Genomic DNA, 22,837 nt, shown 5'->3' with positions numbered 1-22,837 from the left:
GGCATGACCGTTTCGACTGTCGAATACATCCGTTACCGGATTCCCGAGCAGCAGTCGGCGGAGTTCCTGGCCGCCTACACCCGGGCCGCCGCCCAGCTTGCCGCGGCCCCCCAGTGCGTCGACTACGAACTCGCGCGCTGCGAGGAGGACTTCGAGCACTTCATCCTGCGGATCACATGGACGTCGACCGAGGACCACGTCGAGGGCTTCCGCAAGTCGGAGCTCTTCCCCGACTTTCTCGCCGAGATCCGGCCCTTCATCGGGAACATCGAGGAGATGCGCCACTACAAGCCGACAACGGTGCGCGGCACCGGGGCGTCGGTGCCCACCCTCTACGCCTGGGCGGGCGGGGCCGAGGCCTTCACCCGGCTGACGGAGGTCTTCTACGACAAGGTCCTCAAGGACGACGTCCTGGCACCCCTGTTCGCGGACCTGGGCGCCGAGCACGCCGCCCATGTCGCCCTCTGGCTCGGGGAGGTCTTCGGCGGACCGCCGGCGTATTCCGAGACGCAGGGCGGACACGGGCACATGGTCGCCAAACACCTGGGCAAGGGGATCTCCGAGGTCCAGCGCCGGCGCTGGGTCAACCTCCTTCAGGACGCGGCGGACGACGCGGGGCTGCCGACCGACGCCGAGTTCCGCTCGGCCTTCCTCGCGTACGCGGAGTGGGGCACGAGGCTGGCCCTCTACTTCTCCGGCCCGGACGCGAGCCCGCCCGGGGAGCAGCCGGTGCCCAAGTGGACCTGGGGGGCCGCGCCGCCGTACCGGCCGTAAGGGAGGGTTTCGCCCCCTCCGCCCCTGCCGTCCCGTATCTGGGGGCTCCGCCCCCCAGGCCCCCCGTATCGCGCTTCGCGCTCGTCCTCAAACGCCGGACGGGCTGGATCCAGCCCCTGCGGGGTTTGAGGAGCGGGGGTTGGGGGCGGAGAGGCGAAAAAAACTACTGTGGGGACGCCGCGCCCGCGCGCGTCGCGTCCGTGCCCCAGGACGCCAGGAGGCGCAGCGCCTCTCCCGACGGGGATCCCGGTTCGGCGTGGTACGTGATCAGGGTCTGATCCGAGTCGTCGGCCAGGCGGAACGACTCGAAGGAGAGCGTCAGCTCGCCGACGAGCGGGTGGCGCAGACGTTTGACCCCGAAGCTCTTCTCCTTGACGTCATGCGTGGCCCACAGTCGCCTGAACTCCTCGCTTTTCACGGAGAGTTCACCGACGAGGCCGGACAGGCGCGGATCGTCCGGATAGCACCCCGCGTCCATGCGCAGCATGCACACGATGTCGATCGCCTTCTGCTCCCACTCCACGAACAGATCCCGGTACTCGGGCGTGAGAAACACCATCCGCGCCCAGTTCCGGTCCTGCGGAGGCAGCTCCGACCAGTCCCCGAAGACCGCCGCGGCCATCCGGTTCCACACGAGGATGTCGGAGCGCCGCCCGGTGATGTACGCGGGAACTCCGTCCAGCGTGTCGAGGAGCTGCCGCAACGCCCCCCGCACCTGCTGCGGCCGAGCCGTCTGCTTCTTCTTCAGCTGCTTCGGCTTCGCCAGGTGCGTGAGATGCGCGTGCTCCGCGTCGGTCAGCCGCAGCGCCCGCGCGATCGCGTCCAGCACCTCCGCCGACACGTTCCGTCCGTTGCCCTGCTCGAGGCGTGTGTAGTACGCGACGGACACGCCGGCCAGCTGGGCCAGCTCCTCACGGCGCAGGCCGGGCACCCGGCGGTGCCGCCCGAAGTCCGGCATTCCCACGTCCTCCGGCTTCAGCCGGGCCCGGCGGCTGCGCAGGAACTCACTGAGCTCGGCACGCCGGTCCAGCGGTCGCCCCGTCCCGCCGGCGGACTCCTGCGAGGGCTGTTCATCCATCCGTCCAGTATTCACGGTCGTACGCAGCGGAGCCTGACCCCACCAGTAGTAGGACCAGCGGACGTACGCAGAGCCGTGGCCTGGGTGAACCCTGGCAGGTGTTGCAGGCTGGAGTCCGTGCCCGACCGAAGGCAGCCGGGTACAGGACAGACCACTCCTGAGGAGAACCCCGGCATGACCACTGTCGCCGCGTACGCCGCCCCCGCCGCCAAGGCTCCGCTGGAGCGCACCACCATCGAGCGTCGCGAGGTCGGCGAGTTCGACGTCCTGATCGACATCAAGTTCGCCGGTATCTGCCACTCGGACATCCACCAGGCCCGCGAGGGCTGGGGGGAGGCGATCTTCCCGATGGTGCCGGGCCACGAGATCGCGGGCATCGTCTCCGAGGTCGGTTCGGGTGTCACCAAGTTCAAGGTCGGCGACCGGGTGGGCGTCGGCTGCATGGTCGACTCCTGCCGCGAGTGCGACAACTGCAAGGCCGGTCTGGAGCAGTACTGCACCGGCGGCGGTATGACCGGCACGTACAACGCCCTCGACAAGAATGGCGAGCCCACCTACGGCGGCTACTCCGAGAAGATCGTCGTCGACGAGAAGTACACCGTCCGCATCCCCGACGGCCTCTCCCTCGACGTGGCCGCGCCGCTGCTGTGCGCCGGCATCACCACGTACTCCCCGCTCAAGCACTGGAACGCCGGCCCCGGCAAGAGGGTCGCCGTCCTCGGCATGGGCGGGCTCGGCCACATGGGCGTCAAGATCGCGCACGCGCTGGGCGCCGAGGTCACCGTCCTCTCCCAGTCGCTGCGCAAGAAGGACGACGGCCTGAAGCTGGGCGCCGACCACTACTACGCCACCAGCGACCCGAAGACCTTCGAGGAGCTGAGCGGCACGTTCGACGTGATCCTGTCCACCGTCTCCGCCCCCCTCGACCTGGACGCCTACCTCTCCCTGCTGAAGACGGACGGCGCCTTCGTGAACGTGGGCGCGCCCGAGGAGCCCGTCCGGCTCAACCTGTTCTCGGTGATCGGCGGCCGCAAGACCCTCGCGGGCTCCGGCATCGGTGGCATCCAGGAGACCCAGGAGATGCTCGACTTCTGCGCCGAGCACGGCTTCGGAGCCGAGATCGAGCTGATCAGCGCGTCCGAGATCAACGAGGCGTACGAGCGGGTGCTGGCGAGCGACGTCCGCTACCGCTTCGTGATCGACACGGCGACGATCTAGTTCCGGGTGCGGACGGGGTGCCGTCGTAGCTGTGGGCATGCGTGCCGCCAGGGGCGGCTCCCGTCCCACGGAAGCGGCACCCCGTAAGCGCGTCGTCCAGCGCCAACGCCGGTTCACTGGTTAGGGCCCCGTCCGCCCCAGCAGCCACGAGAGGTACGGCCCACCGACCAGGGACGTGAGCGCCCCCACCGGGATCTTCGGTGGACCTGAGTTCCCTCGGGGAGGGCTGGGATCGGGGGTGTCGGCTGCCTAGTGTGGAGAGTGGCCGGGTGCGTCAGCCGGTGACGCACCCCGTGCCCCCCAGTGCGCAGGGAGGTTCTCGCGATGCCCGTCGAGCTGAACCACACGATCGTCGCCGCCCGGGAGAAGAAGGCGTCGGCGCAGTTCCTCGCCGACATCCTGGGTCTCCAGGTGGGCCCGAAATACGGCCCGTTCATCCCGGTCCCGATACCCAACGGCGTCACGCTGGACTACATGGACACGACCTCGCCGATCACACCCCAGCATTACGCCTTCCTCGTCTCCGAGGACGACTTCGACGAGATCTTCGCCCGCGTCCAGGCCGCCGGCCTCACCTACTGGGCGGACCCGGGCCACCACCGTCCTCACGAGATCAACACCAACGACGGCGGCCGCGGCACCTACTTCGACGACCCGAACGGCCACAACCTGGAAATCCTGACCCGCCCGTACGGAAGCGGCACCGACTGACTCACCGCCCTGCCGGCAGCCGGCGCCGGCGCCACCAGGGCCACGACAAGGACGAGCAGACCGCAGCCGGCGACAAGGAACCAGCCGGGACGTGAGGCCTGGGCGAGCTGTGCGGGCGCGGCGCCGACGATGGCGCTGCCCGCGACAGCGATGCCGAGGGCGGAGCCGAACTGGCGGGCGGTCGAGGTGATCCCACCCGCGAAGCCGGCCTGGGCGGGTGGCAGGCCGCTGACCGCGGAGTTGGTGATCGGCGCGTTCGCGAATCCGAACCCGATGCCGACGAGCAGGTAGGCCAGCGCCGGCAACCGGATGTCGGTGTGATTGCCGATACCCACGAGGCAGAGGCCGCCGACGGTGGTGAAACCCCCGGCGAGCAGCAGAGGCGGGCGCGGGCCGAAACGCCCGACGAGCATCCCGGAGAGTGGCGCGCACACGGTCGCCGCGATGGCCATCGGGAGTGTGACGACTCCTGCGGCCGCCGGGGTCATGCCTCTCGCATGCTGAAGGTAGAAGGTGTTGAGCAGGAGGGTCGCGCTGAGGGCGACGAACACCGCGACGGCGCCCACGACAGCGGCGATGAACGGCCGCCGCCGGAAGAGCCGGAGGTCCACCAGTGGCTCGGTCCGTCGCGACTCGACCCACCCGAAAGCGGCGGCGGTGAACGCGACGAGGACGTAGCCGGTGATCGCGGCGGGCGAGCCCCACCCGATGTGCGGTCCCTCGATCAGCACCGCGACCGAACCGCCGACCACGAGGGTCAGCAGCAGTTGCCCCGGGCCGTCGAGCCGACGCGGCCGCTCCGCACGGGACTCCGGGACGAAGATCCCGGTCAGGATCAGCGCCACGGCGACGACCGGCACGTTGATCCAGAACACCGACCGCCAACCGACACCCGAGACGAGAAGGCCGCCCGCGAGGGGCCCGGCGGCCATGCTGACGCCGAAGACGGCCGCCCAAACGCCGATCGCGCGCGCTCGTTCCTTCGGCTCGGTCATCACGTTGACGACGATCGCGAGAGCCACCGGGCTGAGCATCGAGGCGCCGACACCTTGCGCCGCGCGGGCCGCGACCAGCACACCGAAGGTCGGCGCACATGCGCACGCCACGGACGCGACGCCGAACACGACCAGCCCGAGCCTGAACACGCGTCGCCTGCCGATGCGGTCGGCCAGCGCACCGGACGACATCAGCAGGCCGGCCAGGACGAGCGTGTACGCGTCGACCGTCCACTCAAGGCCACGGGTTCCCACGTGCAGGCCGGCGCCTATCGAGGGCAGGCCGACGTTCACGATCGTGGTGTCCAGTCCGACCAGGAACAGGCTCAGACAGCAGATGGCCAGCACCGTCCAGCGCCTGGGCGGGCCGGGTTCGGATTTCATGAGTTGCTCCTTCGTGGCGCTTCGTGGTGCCCGCGGAATCGGGACCTCACAGGCCTGAGCAACAAGATCGGGTCGTCGAGACCGGATCGGACAGGAACTTTGCAAGGACTGCAAAAAACTCGGCTACGCCGTGACCTCCGGCGGAGACACTGACCTCTGTGCCCGCAGACTGGCGGCGTGGATGCCGAACTGGAACACCTGCTCGCCGCCATCGGGCCCCGACTGCGCTCGCTGCGCCGCGACCGCGGTATGACCCTGGAGGCGTTGTCGGCGGCGACCGGCATCTCGGTCAGCGGCCTTTCGCGGCTCGAGTCCGGCAAGCGGCGCCCGACCCTGGAGCTCCTCATTCCGCTCGCGCGGGCACACCACGTCGCGCTCGATCAGCTCATCGCCGCCCCGGCAACCGGCGACCCGCGGGTTCACCTGACTCCGCTGCAGCACCGCAAGAACGGAAGCGTCCTGGTGCCGTTGACGCAGTACCCGGGTCGCCTCCAGGTCTTCAAGCAGGTCATCGCGCCCGGCCCGCGCAGGCTCGTCACCCACACCGGCTACGAGTGGTTCTTCGTCCTCGCGGGAGAGCTGCTGCTCGTGCTCGGCGAGCGCGAACTCACGCTCCGCCCCGGTGAGGTGGCCGAGTTCGACACGGCCGAGCCGCACTGGTTCGGCCCGAGCGGTGACCGTCCCGTCGAGATCCTCCACATCTTCGGCCCGCAAGGCGACAAGGCCCGGGTACGTGCGCGGCCGGCCGCCCTCCGAAACGAGCCGTGAGCCCAGCCCGGCGGATCGGGAAGTCCGGCTGCGTCACAGGGCGGGATCATCGAACTGCTCAAGAAGAACGTCGGCCGATGGGCCGGCCTCAGCGGCGGACGCGCCGTCGGCCAGGGGGTGTTCGGCCCAGATGACCTTGCCACCGCGTGTGTACCGCGTGCCCCAGCGCTGAGCGAGCTGCGCCACAAGGAACAGGCCCCGGCCACCCTCGTCCGTGGTCGCCGCCCGCCGCAGACGCGGCGAGGTACTGCTGCTGTCCGACACCTCGCAGGTCAAACAGCGCCCGTGCAGCAGCCGTACCTTGATGGGAGGTGATCCGTACCGGATCGCGTTCGTGACCAACTCGCTGACGATCAGCTCCGTGGTGAAAACGAGCTCCTCCAGCTCCCACTCCCGCAACTTCGCGCTGCAACCCGACCGCACCGAGGCCACCGCCGCAGGATCCGGCGGTACGTCCCACTCCGCCACGCGTGACGGCGGGAACAACCGGGTGCTCGCCACCAGCAGCGCGATGTCATCGGTGGGGTGTGCCGGCATCATCGCGTCGACCACCGCCTGACACGTCTCCTCGGGAGTGCGCCGCCCGGCTTGCTGCAGCGTCCGGCGCAGCTCAACCAGCCCGACGTCGATGTCGCGGGTGCGGTGCTCCACCAGCCCGTCGGTGTACAGCACCAGTCGTGAGCCCTCGGGCAGGGCCAGGTCGCAGGTCTCGTAGGGGTAGCCTCCCAGTCCGAGCGGGGCCGAGGCGGGTACGTTCGGACAGGTGACGGTCCCGTCGGGGTACACCAGCACCGGGTCGAGGTGTCCCGCACGGGCCACCGTGCATGTCCCCGCTACCGGGTCGTAGATCGCGTACAGACACGTCGCTCCCGTCATTCCCTCCACCTCGTGGGCTTCCGCGGCCTCGGCCGTGCCCTCCTCGCTGTCCACACGGACGACCAGTTCGTCCAGGTGCCCGAGAACCTCGTCCACCGGGAGGTCCAGCGCGGAGAAGTTCTGGACCGCGGTGCGCAGTCGCCCCATCGTCACCGCCGCGTGCAGCCCGTGACCGACGACGTCGCCCATCACCAGCGCCACTCGTGCGCCCGGCAGCGGGATGAGATCGAACCAGTCCCCGCCCACCCCCACGTCCGCCTCCGCCGGCAGATACCTCCAGGCCACGTCCAGTGCCTCCTGCTCCGGCTGCCCCCGCGGCAGCAGACTCCGCTGCAGCGTCACCGCCATCGCATGCTCCCGGGTGAACCGCCGCGCGTTGTCGATGGCCACCGCAGCCCGCGCCCCCAACTCCTCCGCGAAGATCAGGTCTTCCTGCTCGAACGCCGGTGAATCCCCCATCCGGTAGAAGTTCGCCACGCCCAGCGGCACACCTCGCGCCCGCAGCGGCACCGTCACCAGCGAATGCAACCCGCGCTCCAGTGCCGTCCGGGTGCCGTCCGGGTCCTGCTCCTGCCACTCCCGCGCCTGCCGCAGGTCCGCGGTCAGCACCGCCCGTCCTTGCTCCAACGCCCGTGTCTGCGGCGCCGCCGGCGAGAACATGATCTTTTCGCCCACCGGGCTCAGCGGCCAGATGGGCTGCCGGCTGCTGCTCGCCGCACGGCGCAGATGCCGCCATTTCTCCGCCGTCGGCTCCTGCCCGCGCATCACCGCATCCAGCAGGTCCACCGTGACGACGTCGGCGACCTTCGGGACCGCCACCTGAGCCAGCTCCTGCGCCGTATGCACCACGTCCAGCGTCGTGCCCATCCGTACGCCCGCCTCATAGAGCAGCTTCAGGCGCCCCCGCGCCACCTCCGCCCGCCCCGACACCGCGGTCAGTTCCGTGGTGTCCCGCAACGTGATCACGTGGCCTCCCTGGGCGCCGTTCGGGAACGTGGGCCGCTTGTTCACCGCCAGCAACCGGTCCTCCGCCAGGTGCACCGCGTCCGTGACCGCCTCGTCCGACGTCAGCGCGCGCGTGATCTCCTCCGGCAGCCCCAGCTCCCGCACATGCCGTCCCTCCGCGTCCGCGGGCAGGCCCAGCAGCCGCTTCGCCTCGTCGTTGGCCAGCAGCAGTCGTTCGTCGGCGTCGGTGATCAGCACCCCTTCCCGCACCGCGTGCAGGACCGCGTCGTGGTGCTCGTACATCCGCGCCATCTCAGCCGGACCGAGGCCATGGGTCTGCCGCTGCAGCCGCCGGGACACCAGCGCGGTCCCGGCGCCGGCCACCGCCAGCGCGGCCGCGCCGGAACCGACCATGATCGGCAGCTGCGGTACCCACCGTTTCCCCAGGTTCTTGACCGTGATCCCGGCGGACACCAGGCCGACGACGTTGCCGTGGGCATCGGTGACCGGGACCACCGCCTGGACGGCGGTTCCCCGGCCCGTCGGGAGCGGGGGCCCGCCTGCCTGCTCGATGGTGGTGCGGCCTTCCAGCGCCGGTTGGATGTTGCCGACGAACTTCTTCCCGATCTCCTTCGGGTAAGGGTAGGTATAGCGAATCCCTTTTGTGTTCATGACAACAACGAAGTCCACGCCCGCCTTTTTCCGGACCGCTTCGGCGCGCGGCTGCAGCACGGCCGTCGGGTTTCGGCTGTGCAGCGCCTGGACCGTGCCCGGGGCGTTCGCGAACGACTGTGCCGCGACGACCGACTCCCGGCGTCCCTGCTGGAGGGCGTCACGTGCCGACTGCAGCAGCAGAGTGGCCACCCCGCCCGCGACCAGCAGCACGACGATCGCGACCTGGAGAAGGAAGACCTGCCCGGCGACACTGCGCAGGTTCAGCAGGGACTCGCGAAGATCATGCGACCGCCCGGTGAACGCGTGGCGCGACGTGTTCCGGTTTGGCCGCAAAGATTCCTTCATGAGTCATTCATAACACTCACGGTACGAGCCCAGTTGGACTCGCCCGGCACCGTTCTTCGCCCGGCGGGGTGGGCGCGTCCCGCACGGCGCACCTCGGCTCGCCCCCCGTCCCCGCGGCCGTGCGATGCCCACGTGATCCTGAGCGATCAGGGGCTCGGTGGGGCTACTGGGCACGCACCAGATGGGTCAGTAGCTGCTCGCCGTCGGGATAGCGACGCTCCGCGGGAAGCAGCTTGGCCGCGGCTTCCAGCTCGCCTCTTTGGACGAGGGTGTGGATCTCGTGGGCCAGTGCGGTCACATCGCTGATGGCGATCGTCCAGTCGTCCGCGTAGCGTCGAGCGGCTTCCCCGGACAGCCCGAGTTGCAGCGAGCGGTGCTCCAAGGGCTGAAGGCGCAGATCGCGCTCGGGGTCCCACTGCACGCGTGCGGGTGCGCGCTTCAACTGGCGCTGCCACGTGCCGCGGTCGAGGTGCACGCCAGGTGTGTAGCTCGACAGACACGAGCCGCGCAGCGCCCATTCGAAGCCCTCTCGGGCGATCTCCACGGCCAGGACGGTCTCCTGCCCGGGCTTCGTCGCCCAACCGCAGCGGTACATCATCCACAGGAACGACGGCTTGATCCACGTCATCCGGTCCCGCTTCCAGATGGCCGGGAAGCGTCCCTCACGTGCGGCGGGCAGACCGATCTGAGGGGAGTACGCCTGGTACACCGTGATCGTGGACGCTGTGTACTGAGCGCGTATCTCGTGCCGTGGTTCAGCCATGAGCCCAGGGTGGGGCACCCATGTAGGGCCATGCCACCGCTTTTTGCACCGGCTGACCTGGTCGTACGCGACGCTTGGGCCGCGGAGTGTCTGCCCCCGCGCGTGTACTCGCCGCAGGGGTGTCGGTAACTCCCGGATCACTCCGCAACGCGGAGCGAGTTGTGGAACTCCGGCTCGGGGTCGCCCTGCTCCGACTCGGTCCACCAGCGGATGCCGGGGTGACCCCAGCGCTCACCCGTCTGCCTTGGCCACACCGATCGGGCAGGACACGCCGGTCCCGCCGATTCCGCAGTAACCCGCCGGGTTCTTGTCCAGGTACTGCTGGTGATATCCCTCGGCCGGGTAGAAGGTGCGCCCCTCGGCGGGGAGGAGCTCCGTGGTGATCGTGCCGTAGCCCGAACCCGTGAGGACCTTCTGGTAGGCCTCACGGGAGGCGGCCGCGGCGGTTTCCTGGGCCGGGGTGTGGGTGTAGATCGCGGAGCGGTACTGGGTGCCCACGTCATTGCCCTGGCGGAAGCCCTGGGTGGGGTTGTGGGACTCCCAGAAGAGCTGGAGGAGACGCTCGTACGAGACGACGGACGGGTCGTAGACGACGCGGACCGCCTCCGTGTGGCCGGTCAGGCCGGAGCAGACCTCCTCGTACGTGGGGTTCTCGGTGAAGCCACCCTGGTAGCCCACCAGGGTCGTGTACACGCCCGCCGGAAGCTGCCAGAACTTGCGCTCGGCGCCCCAGAAGCAGCCCAGGCCGAAGTCGGCGATCTCCAGGCCCTCGGGGTAGGGGCCGAGGAGCGGGGTGCCGAGGACGGTGTGCGGCCCCGGGACCGAGAAGGACGGCTCGGGACGGCCGCGCAGGGCCTGCTCGGCGGTCGGGAGCTGCGGCGTACGGCTGTGCAGGAACATGCGGTCTCCACGAGGTCGGTCCGAGGGCTGGGGGTCGTGGTCTTCAACGTCCGAGGGCCGGGCGGAATTCCGCGCGCGGGAGCCTCTCAGTGCGACAGCGTCGCCGGGCTCCCGCCGTTGGCCTCGTACCCCGCCACCGCCAGGGCCCGGTATATCGCGTAGTCCGCGGCCGGATCGGGGGTCAGGGTCCAGGGGAGCGCGCCGACGTGGCCGTCGACATGCACCAGCTGGTTCATGGCCTCGGCCCAGCGCTCGCCGCGGACCAGGAAGAAGACCAGGAGATGGCGGACGTGGGCCAGCATCGGGTCGTCGGGGCGGGCGGCGTGCACCGCGAACAGCGCGCCGTGCACCGCCTTCGTCACGGTCTCGCTCTGGTAGAAGCTGCGGACCAGGTTCACCTCGGGGAGGTGCTCGAAGACCGCGAAGAGCGGCAGGGCGGCGAGCAGGGACCCCTGCGGGGCGCGCGCGGCCGCGGCCTCCGCGAAGGAGTACGCCACCTCCCGTGAGCCGTGCCACTTCTCGCACCAGTAGTGCAGGGCCGCCAGATGCGCCCCCATGTGGGACGGAGCACGGTCCAGGATCTTCAGCCAGAGTTCCTCGAAGCCCGCCTGGGAGTAGGCGAGTCCGCGGGCCACCGACAGCTCGATGATGTACGGGATCGGGTCACCGGGGGCGAGCAGCGCCGCCTCGCCGCACGCCGCCTTCGCCTCCTCCATGATGATCCGGAAATCGTCCGTCCCCGGCGTCGACGTACGCCACGCCTGCTGCACCAGGAACTCCGCGTGCACCGCCGCGCCGCCCGCGTCCTTGGGCTGCTCGGCCCGCCACACCCGCAGCCACTGCCCGCCGGGCGTCTCGCTGACCCCGCCGGGGCGCTGCCGCAACTCCAGCGACGCGGCGCCCGCGAAGGCCTGCACCCGCTGCCAGCGCGGCTCGCCGTCCGTCTCGGTGCCCGCGAGGAGCTGCGAGGCGGCGCGGTGGTCCTGCGTGCGTTGCACCAGGTCCAGCACGTCCAGCAGGTCTTGGTCGGGGCCCGGCATGCGGATGTCCAGCTCCTCCTGGAGCAGGAACCCGTAGTTCGCCGGGTCCGCGGCGTCCGGGTCGCCGGGCGCGACCTGCTGAATACCGGCGCGCCTGCGCATCAGCACCGGCAGCAGCACCAGGCTGAACATGGCCAGCGCCATCAGGCCCCAGAGAATCTCCATGCCTCAAGCGAACCAGACGGGTCCGACAATTGGCCAACCCGGTCGGGATCCGGGGCGGCATCGGGCGGCCGACCCGGTCGGGCCCCGGCCCGCTCCGGCGGCCCCGAGCGCCCCGCCAGGGCCTCGGGCCGTCGTCAGCCCCGCGGGCGCACTACGCTCGGGACCCATGAGCGACAGGCACATCAGTCAGCACTTCGAGACCCTCGCGATCCACGCGGGCAACACCGCCGATCCCCTGACCGGCGCGGTCGTCCCGCCGATCTACCAGGTCTCGACCTACAAGCAGGACGGCGTCGGCGGGCTGCGCGGCGGTTACGAGTACAGCCGCAGCGCCAACCCCACCAGGACCGCCCTGGAAGAGAACCTCGCCGCCCTCGAGGGCGGCCGTCGCGGCCTCGCGTTCGCGTCCGGACTGGCGGCCGAGGACTGCCTGTTGCGTACGCTGCTCAGCCCCGGCGACCACGTGGTGATCCCCAACGACGCGTACGGCGGCACGTTCCGCCTCTTCGCGAAGGTCGTCTCCCGGTGGGGCGTGGAGTGGTCCGTGGCCGACACGAGCGACCCCGACGCCGTACGGGCCGCCCTCACCCCGAAGACCAAGGCGGTCTGGGTCGAGACGCCCTCCAATCCCCTCCTCGGCATCACCGACATCGCCGCCGTCGCGCAGATCGCCCGCGAGGCGGGCGCCCGGCTCGTCGTCGACAACACCTTCGCCACCCCCTACCTCCAGCAGCCGCTCGCGCTCGGCGCGGACGTCGTCGTGCACTCCCTGACCAAGTACATGGGCGGCCACTCGGATGTCGTGGGCGGCGCCCTGATCGTCGGCGACCAGGAGCTCGGCGAGGAGCTGGCGTACCACCAGAACGCGATGGGCGCGGTCGCCGGGCCCTTCGACTCCTGGCTGGTGCTGCGCGGCACCAAGACGCTCTCCGTGCGCATGGACCGGCACAGCGAGAACGCCGGCAAGGTCGCCGAGATGCTCACCCGGCACGCGCGCGTGACGCGCGTTCTGTACCCGGGACTCCCGGAGCACCCCGGTCACGAGACCGCCGCCAAGCAGATGAGGGCGTTCGGCGGCATGATCTCCTTCCGGGTCGAGGGCGGCGAGGAAGCGGCCGTCGAGGTCTGCAACCGCGCCAAGGTGTTCACGCTCGGCGAGTCCCTGGGCGGCGTGGAATCCCTGATCGAGCACCCCGGACGCATGACGCACGCGTCGGCGGCGGGCTCGGCGCTCGAGGTCCCCGCCGATCTCGTACGCCTCTCCGTAGGCATCGAGAACGTCGACGACCTGCTTGAGGACCTGCAGCAGGCTCTCGGCTGAGCTCGGATCACCAGCCGGTCAGTGGTGGAGTCGTCTGCGACGGCGGCTCCACCCAGGGGCGAGCCATCGTCGCCCAGACGACGAAGGCGACGGCCGCGGCGAACAGCAGCAGCCACATCAGGCGGCGGGCCGCCGTCCTGCGGCGCAGCATGCGCCCTCCGCGGCGCACGACGTCCGCGTAGAGGTCGGGCGGCACCGGCGGCGGCGCCTGCTCCAGCATCCGCCGTACGGCCGCCTCACGTTCGGGCAGGTTCATGACGGCACCACCTTCGCCATGGCCGGCGCCGGGCCCCTCGGCGGATGCAACAGCGTCGCCATCGCGCGGGCGCAGATCGCCCGCACCCGTTCCGTGGCGAGCCCGAGCAGGGCCGCCGTCTGCTCCTCGGCGACCCCCTCGTACAGCCTGAGGACCAGGATCAGCCGCTCCTGGGGAGTGAGCCGGGCCAGGACGGTGTCGGCGGACGGGCGGAGCCGGACGCGCCCGAGGCTGCCGTCCTGGTGCCAGGCCGCGCGCGCGAAGCGGACGGCCAGCTGCTGGCGGGCGCAGTCGTAGGGGTCCTCGCCGCGCAGCCGGTCCCAGGAGGCGTACGTATGGGCGAGGGCCAGCGTCAGCAGGCGTCGCGCGCGCGGGTTGGCGTCCCGGGGCTCCGCCGTGAGCAGGGTGGCGGCATGCAGCAGCCGCCCCGCCGCGCCGGCGACGAACGCCTCGAACTCCCGGGCCCGGCGGGCGCCTTGGGACCCATGCCGTTCTCGCACCACGCCTCCCCCCTGAGGGCGACCCTGAGGAAACGGGGCCCCGGCCGTGTACGACATGCCGGACCGCGTACGACGAGGGCCCGGTCTCATATGAGGCCAGGGGCGGCCTTCCGGTCAAGAGTCCGGAACACATGCGCGCGCGTGGGAGCGCGGAACGCATGCACGCGCGTGGGGACGCGGGCGGTGACGTACGCGTGCGTGGAGACAGCGGGCGGTGACGTACGCGCGCGTGGGGACAGCGGGCGGTGACGTACGCGCGCGTGGAGACCGGAGACGGTGAGGTGGCCGCCGGTGGATCAGGAAGCCGGCTGCGACTCAGGGACCGGTACGCCCTGGCGGGCGGAGAGCGCGCCGTTGAAGCGCGTGAGGAGCGTGCAGAACGCCTCGCGCTCCTCCGGCGCCCAGTCGTGTGTCAGCTCGGCCATCAACTGACGCCGGGAGGAGCGCACTTCGTCGAGGCGGGACTGTCCGCGCGGGGACAGCTGGAGCACCACCGCGCGGCCGTCCTCGGGGTGCGAGGTGCGCTTCACCAGCCCGGTGTCGACCAGCGGGGCCACCTGACGGGTGACCGTCGAGGAGTCGATGCCCATGCTCGCGGCGAGCGCCTTGACACCCATCGGACCTTCCTTGTCGAGGCGGTTGAGCAGCAGGTACGCGGCGCGGTCCATGGAGTTGCGCACCTGCCCCACCCCGCCGAGCCGGGTCTGTTCGGCACGGCGCGCGAACACCGCGACCTCGTGCTGCAGCGTCTCGAGAAGACCGGTGTCACCGACGGTCGTCATGTCCATCGACATTTCAGGTGTTGTGGGCATGGCCGGGGGCTCAATTCATGCGTGGGGAGCTGGGTTGGGGGACAGGGTACGCGGCCGGGGCGCGGGCCGTACCGGCGCTGCGCAAACCGGTCTCGGAGCGTGGTCACGCCGGGAGTACGCCCGCGTGAACTGCGAGACTGGTGGTCATGAGCTACAGCACGGCTGACTCCTTGCACAGCGTGACTCTCGACGACGTACGTGGCGCGCAGAAGATGCTCACGGGCGTATCGCGGGTGACCGCGATGGAGGGCAGCAGGTATCTGTCCCAGCTGGTGGGCGCCCCTGTCCACTTCAAGTGCGAGAACCTCCAGCGCACGGGTTCCTTCAAGCTGCGCGGCGCCTACGTGCGTATCGCGGGACTGCTTCCCGAGGAGCGCGCCGCGGGTGTCGTCGCCGCGAGCGCCGGCAACCACGCGCAGGGCGTCGCCCTGGCCTCCTCGCTGCTCGGCGTGCGTTCCACGGTCTTCATGCCGACCGGCGCCCCGCTGCCGAAGGTCGCGGCTACCCGTGACTACGGCGCCGAGGTGAGGCTGCACGGTCAGGTGGTGGACGAGACGCTGGCCGCCGCGCAGGAGTACGCGGCCGAGACGGGCGCCGTGTTCATCCACCCCTTCGACCACCCCGACATCATCGCGGGCCAGGGCACGGTCGGCCTGGAGATCCTGGAGCAGTGCCCCGAGGTGCGCACGATCGTCGTGGGGATCGGCGGCGGCGGCCTTGCCGCGGGCGTCGCGCTGGCGGTGAAGTCGCTGCGTCCGGACGTACGGATCGTGGGTGTGCAGGCGGAGGGCGCGGCGGCGTACCCGCCCTCGCTCGCCGCCGGGCGTCCGGTGTCGATCGAGAACCCGGCGACGATGGCCGACGGCATCAAGGTCGGGCGGCCCGGCGATGTGCCGTTCCGGTTGGTGGAAGAGCTGGTGGACGAGGTCCGCACGGTCTCCGAGTACAACCTGTCCAGCGCGCTGCTGCTGTGCCTGGAGCGCGCCAAGCTGGTCGTCGAACCGGCCGGCGCGAGCCCCGTCGCGGCGTTGCTGCGGGAACCGGGCGCCTTCGAGGGCCCGGTGGTGGCCCTGCTGTCGGGCGGGAACGTGGACCCGCTGCTGATGCAGCGCATCCTGCGTCACGGTATGGCGGCGGGCGGCCGCTATCTGGCGGTGACGCTGCGGCTGACCGACCGTCCCGGCGCCCTGGCCACACTTCTCGGGGTGTTGTCAGTGGCGGACGCTAACGTCCTCGATGTGAGTCACGTACGGACCGATCCACGGCTCGGGCTCACGGAGGTGGAGGTCGAGCTGCACCTGGAGACGAAGGGGCCCGAGCACTGCGCCGAGGTGAACCGGTCGCTGCGCGAGGCGGGTTACACGGTCATCGACTGACGTCGGATCGCCGTCGTCGGTCGCCTGTTCGTCCGTCTGTCCCTCGTTCGGAAAACCTGTTGAGCAACGCGATACATCGCGTTACGGTGTGTTCCTCGCCACCTGTGAGGTGGCGCAAAACAGGCAAGCAAGACCTTTCCGTGAATCCCCAACGACGTGGAGTACTCACATGCCAGGCGCCATCTATGCCGAAGGCCTGGTGAAGACCTTCGGTGACGTAAGGGCTCTGGACGGCGTCGATCTCGATGTCCCCGAGGGCACCGTCCTGGGCCTGCTCGGGCCGAACGGCGCGGGCAAGACCACAGCCGTCCGCTGCCTGACGACCCTGCTGCGCCCCGACAGCGGCACGGCGGTCGTCGCGGGCATCGACGTGCTCAAGAACCCCGACGCGGTACGGCGCAGGGTCGGCCTCTCCGGACAGTTCGCGGCGGTCGACGAATACCTGACCGGCCGCGAGAACCTCCAGATGGTCGGCCAGCTGTACCAGATGAAGGCGAAGGCCGCGAAGGTCCGGGCGGAGGAGCTCCTGGAGCAGTTCAACCTCGCCGACGCCGCCGACCGCACCGCGAAGACGTACTCGGGCGGTATGCGCCGCCGGCTCGACCTGGCGGCCGCCCTGGTCGTCTCGCCCCCGGTGATGTTCATGGACGAGCCGACGACCGGCCTCGACCCGCGCAACCGCCAGCAGTTGTGGGACGTCATCAAGCAGCTGGTCTCCGGAGGCACGACCCTGCTGCTGACCACCCAGTACCTGGAAGAGGCCGACCACCTCGCGCACGACATCTGCGTGGTCGACCACGGCCGCGTCATCGCCCGTGGCACCGCCGACCAGCTCAAGGCGCAGACCGGCGGCGAGCGCGTCGAGGTCGTCGTGCACGAGCGCGAGCACATAGCGACGGCGTCCGAGGTGTTGCGCGGCTTCGGCAAGGGCGAGACCACCGTCGAGGAGCACACCCGCAAGCTCACCGTGCCCGTCACCGGCGGCGCGAAGCTCCTCGCGGAGGTCATCCGCGAGCTGGACACCCGCGGCATCGAGATCGACGACATCGGTCTGCGCCGCCCCACACTCGACGACGTCTTCCTCTCCCTGACGGGACACGTCGCCGAGGTGAAGGACGAGGAGAACGGCGTGGCCGGCGAGGTCAAGGGCCGCAAGGCGAAGGAGGCCGCGAAGTGAGTGCCGTGACAGACGCCGTCCCCGTGGCGACCCTCAAGGGCGTCGTCACCCAGTCCGTGCGCGACTCCTTGGTCATCGCCCGCCGGAACTTGATTCGGATGACCCGGATTCCTGAGATGATCCTGTTTGGGCTGATCCAGCCCATCATGTTCGTGGTGCTGTTCACCTACGTGTTCGGCGGTTCCATGCAGATCGGCAACAGCACCGATCTGGACGTCTACAAGAACTTCCTGATGGCCGGCATCTTCGCCCAGACCGTCACGTTCGCCACCGCCAGCTCCGGCGCCGGCATCGCCGACGACATGCACAAGGGGCTCATCGACCGCTTCCGCTCACTGCCCATGGCACGCGGCGCGGTCCTCACCGGACGTACCGTTGCGGATCTTGTGCAGACGGCCTTGACGCTACTCGTCCTCGCGCTCGTCGCGCTGCTCGTGGGCTGGCGCCCCGGCTCAGTGGATCCGACCAACTTCGGGAAGATTTTGGGCGGCTTCGGCCTGCTGCTTCTTCTGGGATACGCCTTTACGTGGATCGGCGCGCTGATCGGCCTGTCGGTACGCACCCCGGAGGCGGCCACCTCCGGCGGGCTGATCTGGCTCTTCCCGGTGACGTTCATCTCGAATGCCTTCGTGGACTCCAGCAAGATGACGCCCTGGCTGCGCCACATCGCCGAGTGGAACCCGTTCAGCGCGACCGTTCAGGCGTGCCGCAAGCTCTTTGGTGATCCCGGCCTGTCCCCGTCTGATGCCTGGCCGATGCAGCATCCGGTGTGGGCGTCACTGATCTACTCGGTCCTGATCATCGTCGTCTTCCGCACGCTCGCGGTCCGCAAGTACCGCCGGACGGCCAGTTGATCAGGCTTATTCGCTGAGCCCCCCTCCAGAGTGGAGGGGGGCTGTTCTTGCCGCTCCGAAGGGTCTCCGTTTCGGCGCGTCCTCACTTCACGCAGTGGCGCGCAGCTATGAATCCGCGTGCTGCTTGAGTTTGGGCCCGTACTCCACTTGTGCTGCGAACAGCATCCATCCAGAGGGCGCGCCGCTCGCCGGCGCAGCTCTTGTCGTGCCCTGACTGCTACGACTACATCGGCCATGTGCTGTGGCACGCGCACGCCTCCAAACTGTGGGACCGGTTCGTCATCGATGTCCGCCGGCGCCTGGCCTCCTCCGTCGGCGGGTTCAGTCCCGCTTCTCGCAGTACGCCCGGTTGTCCGTCGCCCGAGTCGCTGAGTACCAGAAACGAGCGGCCGTCCACGTACATGCCGTTGTCCGCCTCGACGGTCCGGCCGGACCCGAAGACGAACCTCCGGCTTGGGGCACTCCGGAACTCCTCATCGACATCGACGCCGTGTGCGCTTCCGCCCGGCGGGTCCTGGTCCGAACGTCCCACAGCCGGGCCGTGGGTCAGTTGGCATTGCGCTGGGGCGCCCAGGTCGACGCCCGACCGCTCGGAACCAACGACAACGGGCCCGACGATGACGCTGTGGCCGCGTACGTGGCGAAGTACGTTACGAAGGGCGCCAGGGAGACCAGCGCCGGCATCGACCACAGCGTCACTACCTGGGACGGCATCAGGTCTGCCCCCGTCAACGAACATGTCCGCACCCTCATGCGCACTTGCTGGCGCCTCGGCGGCCTCCCCGAGTACGCACCCCTCCGTCTCCGGGCCCGGGCTCACACCCTCGGCTACCGAGGCCACATCCTCACCAAGTCCCGCGCTTACTCCACCACCTACGCGGCCTTGCGCGCGGACCGCGCTGCCCACCGAAAAGACGGCGCGGAGCCGGGAGAGGGGACAGTCACAGAGGCCACCTGGCGTTATGCCGGCTCCGGTCGCGCCCCTGGTGCTGCCTAATTCGCTGCGGGAATCGCAGAAGGCCTTTCCCAAAACAGGGAGTTCGCCCGTGAAGCAATGAACGAACAGGGGCGGTGCGAATGAGCTGCCCGAAGAAGAAGCAGCCGCAACCTGGCGAAGTGGTATCTCGCTGGCGCGCTGTTGAGTGGGGGGAACGCGAAGAGCAGCGCCTGGCTGATCTCTTGTTCGGCCGACCACCCAACAGGAATAGGCAGGGCGGCAGTTGTCGGAGAAGACCTGCCGATTAGATGTGGGGCAGCTATCCTGACGGGACATCACATGAAGGTCCCAGAGGGCGGCAACCCCCTGGGACCAGGCCAGTCAAGGACCGGCCTGCCAGTCACGGAGGGACTGACATGGGGAAGAGTACCGTCATGCGTGGGCGCCGGACTGCTCGGGGCGTGATTCGCGTAGCCGTCTACCTTCGCGTATCGACCGCGAAGCAGGTAGAGGGATACGGCCTCGACACTCAGGAAAAGCAGTGCAAGGCATGGCTGGACTACAAGATCGGCCCTGGCAAGTACAAGATTCACAAGGTCTACGTTGACGGTGGAGAGTCCGGAAAGAACGACTCGCGACCTGACCTCGACGAGATGACCGAAGCAATGGAAAAAGGTCTCATCGACCTTGTTGTCTTCGGCAAGTTGGACCGTATCGGGCGGACCATGGAGGACATCCACCTTTGGGTGTTCAACGCCACCAAGCACCACAGGATCAGGGTTGCTACGGCTGACGGTCGCCTGGACAGTGACGACGAACTCTTCGGCATCATGCTCAGCCTGCTGTCGTACATGGCGGAACTGGAACACACCCTGATCCTTGAGCGCACCATGGGCGGTCGGGATCAGAAGTTGGCTGCCGGCGGTTGGCCTCTTGGTCAGCCTCCGTACGGGGTGACTCTCAGCGGCAAGGGAAGGAAAGCGACTCCTGTCCTCTGCGAGGACGAGGTGCGCGTGGTCAACATCGCCGCGAATCTGATCGTAGACCTCGACTACTCGCGGGATGAGGCTGCCGAGCACCTGAACAGCCTTGGTATCCGCACCCGTAAGGGCCTGCTGTGGACCGGGTCGAACCTGGCCAGGCGGCTCAACTCCACTGCGCTTGACGGATACTTGGAGTTCCGCATTGAACGCACGGCCGAGGACGACGAAGAGGAGACATTTGAGGTCTTCCGGATCGAGGTCCCCCGTCCAATCAGTGATCCGAAGCGCGTGGAAGCTCTCCGCAATGCTCTCAACAGGCGGTCGTTCAAGAAGAAGAACCTGAATCACTACCTGTTCACGGGGCGGCTGTATGCGTTGTGCGGTGGCTACTACACGGGATCCAAGGCCTCCGAATCTCCCATCTGCTACTACCGCTGCATGGGTAAACGGCTGGGGCTGAACTGCGAGTGCTCGGAACTCCCCGCACCCGATGTGGAAAAGGCCGTCTGGGCCGAGATCGAGGCTCTGCTCTCGGACGTGGACAAGTTCAGGGCGCTCGCTGCCAGGTGGTTGGGAGCGATCCCGGCCCGCGCAGAGACGTATCGGGAGCGTCTCGCCGAGTTGGACGCGCAGATCGAGAAGAAGAGGGCCAGCCGCAAGGGTCAGCTCCTCCACAAGCTCACCCAGCTCTTCGAGGACGAGTTGGGTGAGGGCGCCGGCGACGGCATCGGTGAAGAGACGATTAGAGAGGTGAAGCAAGCCCTCCAGGCGAAGGAAGAGGACCTGACCACCGAGCGCGAGCGTGTGGCTCGTTGGCTTCGGGACGCCGAAGATCAGCAGCAGCGAGCAGACGAGATCGTTGCTCTGGTGGAGGAGCAGGCGACCGAGATGGACTCCTTCACTCCTGTGCAGCGTCGGGACCTGCTTGAGCTGCTGGACATCCGTGTGCATGTGGTTGGCAAGGGGCAGCCGCACCGGAAGGGCATCGCTGAACCCCTCACGGAATGGCACAGGGAGACAGGCACGCCGGTGCCTCTCAAGATCGGCGATGAGGAGTGGGAGACGGCTGACGCCGTGCTTCCCGACTCTCGCCAGAACTGGACGCCGAAGCGTGAGATGTTCGAGGCGATCTTGTGGAAGCTGCGGACTGCTGCCCCGTGGAGTGAGGTAGAGGTCTCAGGGAACTCCTGGAGTGCCGTGAGGCGTCGCGCAGAGGTCTGGCGCACCTCGGGTGCATGGGCGGCCGTCATGGAGGCTCTGAAAGGCTCGGGTGGGGTCCCGGTGCCGCCACTCCTGATCTTGCCTCCCATGGAGGTCACAGGCAGCATTGATCCCAAGTTCGCGGCGCTGGACCTGGAGACCCTGGAGGCCTGCGACGGTGGCTGGCGATCGTCGCCGTGCTGGTCGGCTGGCGCACCCACACCAACATCGGCGAGGTGCTCGGCGCCTTCGGGCTGCTGCTCCTGCTCGGGTACGCCTTCACCTGGGTCGGGGCGCTGATCGGGCTCTCCGTGCGCACTCCCGAGGCGGCGACGTCCGGCGGGCTGATCTGGCTCTTCCCCGTCACGTTCATCTCGAACGCGTTCGTGGACTCCAGCAGGATGACGCCCTGGCTGCGTCATGTCGCCGACTGGAACCCCTTCAGCGCCACGGTGCAGGCCTGCCGCGAGCTCTTCGGCAATCCGGGTGTCTCACCGTCGGACGCCTGGCCCATGCAGCACCCCGTCTGGGCCTCGCTGATCTACTCGGTGCTGATCGTCCTCATATTCCGGACGCTGGCGGTGCGCAAGTACCGATCCGCCACGGCGTGACCCGGGCATGACGGTGCCCCCGGCCGCGCGGCCGGGGGCACCGTCGTAGTCGCTGGTCCTGGGCTCAGCCCTGATACGGCTCGGCCTTGAGGATCTTCACCGAGGCGAGCCTGCCGTTCGGCAGCTCGTACTGGGCGTCCTCGCCGACCTTCTTGCCGTTCACACCGGAGCCCAGCGGGGACTGTGGCGAGTACGTCTCGATGTCGGAGCTCGCGTACTCGCGCGAGGCCAGCAGGAAGTCCAGAGTGTCGTCCTCGTCGCCGTCGAAGGCGATGGTGACGACCATGCCCGGCGCGACCACACCGTCCGCCGCGGGAGCCTCGCCGACCTTGGCGTTCTCCAGGAGCTGGGTCAGCTGGCGCACACGGAGCTCTTGCTTGCCCTGCTCCTCCTTGGCCGCGTGGTACCCGCCGTTCTCGCGCAGGTCGCCCTCCTCGCGCGCGGCCGCGATCTTGCCGGCGATCTCCGTGCGCGCGGGACCAGACAGGTGCTCCAGCTCGGCCTTGAGCTGGTTGTACGCCTCCTGGGTCAGCCAGGTGACGTTCTCGCTGGTCTGGGTCACAGGTGCTCCTCGTAGGTACTGGGAATACAAAGCATCGCCCTACCCAGAAGAATGTTCTTTCACGGGTGGGCGAAACCACGAGCCTAACAATTCCGCGGCTGAAGGGGGAGGACATAAGCCATCAGAATTACGTCAACGCAGGTCAGCGGGTAAGTGCTGAGAGTGATGTCAGTCTGCGTGGCAGCCGAGAAGCTCCGCTGTGGAGCCCCGCGCCGTCGTACGCAGGGTAACCACCTTGTCGATGCGGGAGGAGCGCTGGTCGAAGCGGAAGTCCGCTCGGCCCACCTCGGTGCCGTCGGCGGCCTGCGAGCGCAGCGTGCAGTAGCCGTGTGCGCCTGTGTCCTTGCGCACCTCCAGGTGCGCCTCGACCGCGCTGTCCGAGACCGCCTCGAAGGTGATCACCTGGGCGCTGATCTTGCTGCCGGCCACGTAGTCGTAGCCGAACCAACCGACCAGGGCGAGCAGGGCGACGCCCAGTACACCGCCGATGGCCTTGAGTTTGCGGTCGGCACGCTCGTCCTCGGAGCGGCCGTAGCGGCCCTCGGGCAGGCGCGTGCTCGCCGTACTCATGATCGTCCTCTCGGCAGGGCCGGGACCAAGGTCCTGGAAGG

The 22,837-nt window shown here is 69.1% G+C and carries 21 protein-coding genes and 2 pseudogenes; 12 read left to right on the top strand and 11 right to left on the bottom strand.

The genetic code is table 11. The annotated features are described in order from the left end of the window. Positions 1-3: 3 nt before the first annotated feature. Entirely contained in the window at positions 4-774 is a 771-nt protein-coding gene (locus tag AB0D27_RS14690) for an antibiotic biosynthesis monooxygenase (RefSeq protein ID WP_362507291.1), read from the top strand. A 163-nt stretch (positions 775-937) separates the two neighbouring features. On the opposite strand, the gene AB0D27_RS14685 is transcribed toward AB0D27_RS14690, so the two are convergent. Further along, a complete protein-coding gene (locus AB0D27_RS14685) occupies positions 938-1,852 on the bottom strand; it encodes a helix-turn-helix transcriptional regulator (protein WP_362507288.1) in 915 nt (304 codons plus the stop codon). A 174-nt stretch (positions 1,853-2,026) separates the two neighbouring features. On the opposite strand from AB0D27_RS14685, the gene AB0D27_RS14680 reads away from it, so the two are divergent. Beyond that, positions 2,027-3,070, top strand: a complete 1,044-nt coding sequence (locus AB0D27_RS14680; RefSeq protein ID WP_362507285.1) for an NAD(P)-dependent alcohol dehydrogenase — start codon at positions 2,027-2,029, stop codon at positions 3,068-3,070. 324 nt (positions 3,071-3,394) lie between these two features. Further along, on the top strand, positions 3,395-3,781 hold the full coding sequence (locus AB0D27_RS14675) for a VOC family protein (RefSeq protein WP_362507282.1): 387 nt from the start codon (positions 3,395-3,397) through the stop codon (positions 3,779-3,781). On the opposite strand, the gene AB0D27_RS14670 is transcribed toward AB0D27_RS14675, so the two are convergent. Continuing rightward, complete coding sequence (locus tag AB0D27_RS14670) at positions 3,712-5,160, bottom strand: MFS transporter (protein ID WP_362507279.1); 1,449 nt, start codon at positions 5,158-5,160, stop codon at positions 3,712-3,714. The genes AB0D27_RS14675 and AB0D27_RS14670 overlap by 70 nt on opposite strands. Positions 5,161-5,337: 177 nt before the next feature. On the opposite strand from AB0D27_RS14670, the gene AB0D27_RS14665 reads away from it, so the two are divergent. Further along, positions 5,338-5,928, top strand: coding sequence for a helix-turn-helix transcriptional regulator (locus AB0D27_RS14665; RefSeq protein ID WP_362507276.1), 591 nt, complete (start codon positions 5,338-5,340; stop codon positions 5,926-5,928). A gap of 33 nt (positions 5,929-5,961) precedes the next feature. Here AB0D27_RS14665 and AB0D27_RS14660 read toward each other — a convergent pair whose 3' ends face one another. The 4 genes from AB0D27_RS14660 to AB0D27_RS14645 all read right to left on the bottom strand — a co-directional run bounded on the left by AB0D27_RS14660 (position 5,962) and on the right by AB0D27_RS14645 (position 11,637). Then, the gene (locus AB0D27_RS14660; protein WP_362507273.1) at positions 5,962-8,769 is read right to left on the bottom strand and encodes a SpoIIE family protein phosphatase; all 2,808 of its coding nucleotides are present in this window, start codon (positions 8,767-8,769) and stop codon (positions 5,962-5,964) included. Between the two features lie 163 nt (positions 8,770-8,932). Then, on the bottom strand, positions 8,933-9,532 hold the full coding sequence (locus AB0D27_RS14655) for a DUF4291 domain-containing protein (RefSeq protein WP_362507270.1): 600 nt from the start codon (positions 9,530-9,532) through the stop codon (positions 8,933-8,935). A 231-nt stretch (positions 9,533-9,763) separates the two neighbouring features. Then, positions 9,764-10,432 carry a peptide-methionine (S)-S-oxide reductase MsrA gene (msrA, locus tag AB0D27_RS14650; RefSeq protein WP_362507267.1) on the bottom strand — a complete coding sequence of 223 codons (669 nt, stop codon included), beginning with the start codon at positions 10,430-10,432 and terminating at the stop codon, positions 9,764-9,766. A gap of 86 nt (positions 10,433-10,518) precedes the next feature. Continuing rightward, positions 10,519-11,637 (bottom strand): hypothetical protein, encoded by a 1,119-nt coding sequence (locus AB0D27_RS14645; protein WP_362507264.1) that lies wholly within the window; start codon positions 11,635-11,637, stop codon positions 10,519-10,521. A gap of 166 nt (positions 11,638-11,803) precedes the next feature. Between AB0D27_RS14645 and AB0D27_RS14640 the strand changes: the two genes are divergently transcribed. After that, positions 11,804-12,958 carry a cystathionine gamma-synthase gene (locus tag AB0D27_RS14640; RefSeq protein WP_362507261.1) on the top strand — a complete coding sequence of 385 codons (1,155 nt, stop codon included), beginning with the start codon at positions 11,804-11,806 and terminating at the stop codon, positions 12,956-12,958. Between the two features lie 7 nt (positions 12,959-12,965). On the opposite strand, the gene AB0D27_RS14635 is transcribed toward AB0D27_RS14640, so the two are convergent. The 3 genes from AB0D27_RS14635 to AB0D27_RS14625 form a co-directional block, all read right to left on the bottom strand. Beyond that, entirely contained in the window at positions 12,966-13,214 is a 249-nt protein-coding gene (locus tag AB0D27_RS14635; protein WP_362507258.1) for a hypothetical protein, read from the bottom strand. After that, positions 13,211-13,714 carry a sigma factor-like helix-turn-helix DNA-binding protein gene (locus AB0D27_RS14630; protein ID WP_362507255.1) on the bottom strand — a complete coding sequence of 168 codons (504 nt, stop codon included), beginning with the start codon at positions 13,712-13,714 and terminating at the stop codon, positions 13,211-13,213. The genes AB0D27_RS14635 and AB0D27_RS14630 overlap by 4 nt, the downstream gene beginning before the upstream one ends. Positions 13,715-14,010: 296 nt before the next feature. Continuing rightward, positions 14,011-14,508 carry a MarR family transcriptional regulator gene (locus tag AB0D27_RS14625; protein ID WP_362507252.1) on the bottom strand — a complete coding sequence of 166 codons (498 nt, stop codon included), beginning with the start codon at positions 14,506-14,508 and terminating at the stop codon, positions 14,011-14,013. 164 nt (positions 14,509-14,672) lie between these two features. Here AB0D27_RS14625 and ilvA point away from each other — a divergent pair, with 164 nt between their 5' ends. The 7 genes and pseudogenes from ilvA to AB0D27_RS14590 form a co-directional block, all read left to right on the top strand. Continuing rightward, positions 14,673-15,902 (top strand): threonine ammonia-lyase, encoded by a 1,230-nt coding sequence (gene ilvA / locus AB0D27_RS14620; protein ID WP_362507249.1) that lies wholly within the window; start codon positions 14,673-14,675, stop codon positions 15,900-15,902. Positions 15,903-16,071: 169 nt separating this feature from the next. Then, complete coding sequence (locus AB0D27_RS14615) at positions 16,072-17,079, top strand: ATP-binding cassette domain-containing protein (protein ID WP_362507246.1); 1,008 nt, start codon at positions 16,072-16,074, stop codon at positions 17,077-17,079. Next, the gene (locus AB0D27_RS14610; protein WP_362507244.1) at positions 17,076-17,933 is read left to right on the top strand and encodes an ABC transporter permease; all 858 of its coding nucleotides are present in this window, start codon (positions 17,076-17,078) and stop codon (positions 17,931-17,933) included. The genes AB0D27_RS14615 and AB0D27_RS14610 overlap by 4 nt, the downstream gene beginning before the upstream one ends. Before the next feature lie 149 nt (positions 17,934-18,082). Then, a pseudogene (locus AB0D27_RS14605) lies at positions 18,083-18,199 on the top strand (hypothetical protein); the annotation flags it as partial. After that, entirely contained in the window at positions 18,175-18,930 is a 756-nt protein-coding gene (locus tag AB0D27_RS14600) for a replication initiator (protein ID WP_362507241.1), read from the top strand. The pseudogene AB0D27_RS14605 and the gene AB0D27_RS14600, both read left to right, overlap by 25 nt. 248 nt (positions 18,931-19,178) lie before the next feature. Continuing rightward, positions 19,179-21,353 carry a recombinase family protein gene (locus AB0D27_RS14595; RefSeq protein ID WP_362507238.1) on the top strand — a complete coding sequence of 725 codons (2,175 nt, stop codon included), beginning with the start codon at positions 19,179-19,181 and terminating at the stop codon, positions 21,351-21,353. Next, a pseudogene (locus AB0D27_RS14590) lies at positions 21,236-21,664 on the top strand (ABC transporter permease); the annotation flags it as partial. The gene AB0D27_RS14595 and the pseudogene AB0D27_RS14590, both read left to right, overlap by 118 nt. A 64-nt stretch (positions 21,665-21,728) precedes the next feature. On the opposite strand, the gene greA reads toward AB0D27_RS14590, so the two are convergent. Next, complete coding sequence (greA, locus tag AB0D27_RS14585) at positions 21,729-22,226, bottom strand: transcription elongation factor GreA (RefSeq protein ID WP_362507235.1); 498 nt, start codon at positions 22,224-22,226, stop codon at positions 21,729-21,731. A gap of 168 nt (positions 22,227-22,394) precedes the next feature. Beyond that, positions 22,395-22,796, bottom strand: coding sequence for a DUF4307 domain-containing protein (locus tag AB0D27_RS14580; protein WP_362507233.1), 402 nt, complete (start codon positions 22,794-22,796; stop codon positions 22,395-22,397). Positions 22,797-22,837: the final 41 nt, after the last annotated feature.

The sequence above is a fragment of the Streptomyces sp. NPDC048415 genome (assembly GCF_040651675.1).
In the GTDB taxonomy this organism is placed as follows: domain Bacteria; phylum Actinomycetota; class Actinomycetes; order Streptomycetales; family Streptomycetaceae; genus Streptomyces.
Note: the sequence above shows the minus strand (reverse complement) of the source record. Positions and strands in the feature narration are given on the sequence as shown.

Coding starts and splice junctions, on each gene's coding strand:
- AB0D27_RS14645 (WP_362507264.1), bottom strand. CDS start 11,637: ATGGAGATTCTCTGGGGCCTGATGGCGCTGGCCATGTTCAGCCTGGTG.
- AB0D27_RS14685 (WP_362507288.1), bottom strand. CDS start 1,852: ATGGATGAACAGCCCTCGCAGGAGTCCGCCGGCGGGACGGGGCGACCG.
- AB0D27_RS14670 (WP_362507279.1), bottom strand. CDS start 5,160: ATGAAATCCGAACCCGGCCCGCCCAGGCGCTGGACGGTGCTGGCCATC.
- AB0D27_RS14625 (WP_362507252.1), bottom strand. CDS start 14,508: ATGTCGATGGACATGACGACCGTCGGTGACACCGGTCTTCTCGAGACG.
- AB0D27_RS14580 (WP_362507233.1), bottom strand. CDS start 22,796: ATGAGTACGGCGAGCACGCGCCTGCCCGAGGGCCGCTACGGCCGCTCC.
- AB0D27_RS14615 (WP_362507246.1), top strand. CDS start 16,072: ATGCCAGGCGCCATCTATGCCGAAGGCCTGGTGAAGACCTTCGGTGAC.
- AB0D27_RS14660 (WP_362507273.1), bottom strand. CDS start 8,769: ATGAAGGAATCTTTGCGGCCAAACCGGAACACGTCGCGCCACGCGTTC.
- AB0D27_RS14595 (WP_362507238.1), top strand. CDS start 19,179: ATGTGGGGCAGCTATCCTGACGGGACATCACATGAAGGTCCCAGAGGG.
- AB0D27_RS14640 (WP_362507261.1), top strand. CDS start 11,804: ATGAGCGACAGGCACATCAGTCAGCACTTCGAGACCCTCGCGATCCAC.
- msrA (WP_362507267.1), bottom strand. CDS start 10,432: ATGTTCCTGCACAGCCGTACGCCGCAGCTCCCGACCGCCGAGCAGGCC.
- ilvA (WP_362507249.1), top strand. CDS start 14,673: ATGAGCTACAGCACGGCTGACTCCTTGCACAGCGTGACTCTCGACGAC.
- AB0D27_RS14655 (WP_362507270.1), bottom strand. CDS start 9,532: ATGGCTGAACCACGGCACGAGATACGCGCTCAGTACACAGCGTCCACG.
- AB0D27_RS14690 (WP_362507291.1), top strand. CDS start 4: ATGACCGTTTCGACTGTCGAATACATCCGTTACCGGATTCCCGAGCAG.
- AB0D27_RS14675 (WP_362507282.1), top strand. CDS start 3,395: ATGCCCGTCGAGCTGAACCACACGATCGTCGCCGCCCGGGAGAAGAAG.
- AB0D27_RS14635 (WP_362507258.1), bottom strand. CDS start 13,214: ATGAACCTGCCCGAACGTGAGGCGGCCGTACGGCGGATGCTGGAGCAG.
- AB0D27_RS14680 (WP_362507285.1), top strand. CDS start 2,027: ATGACCACTGTCGCCGCGTACGCCGCCCCCGCCGCCAAGGCTCCGCTG.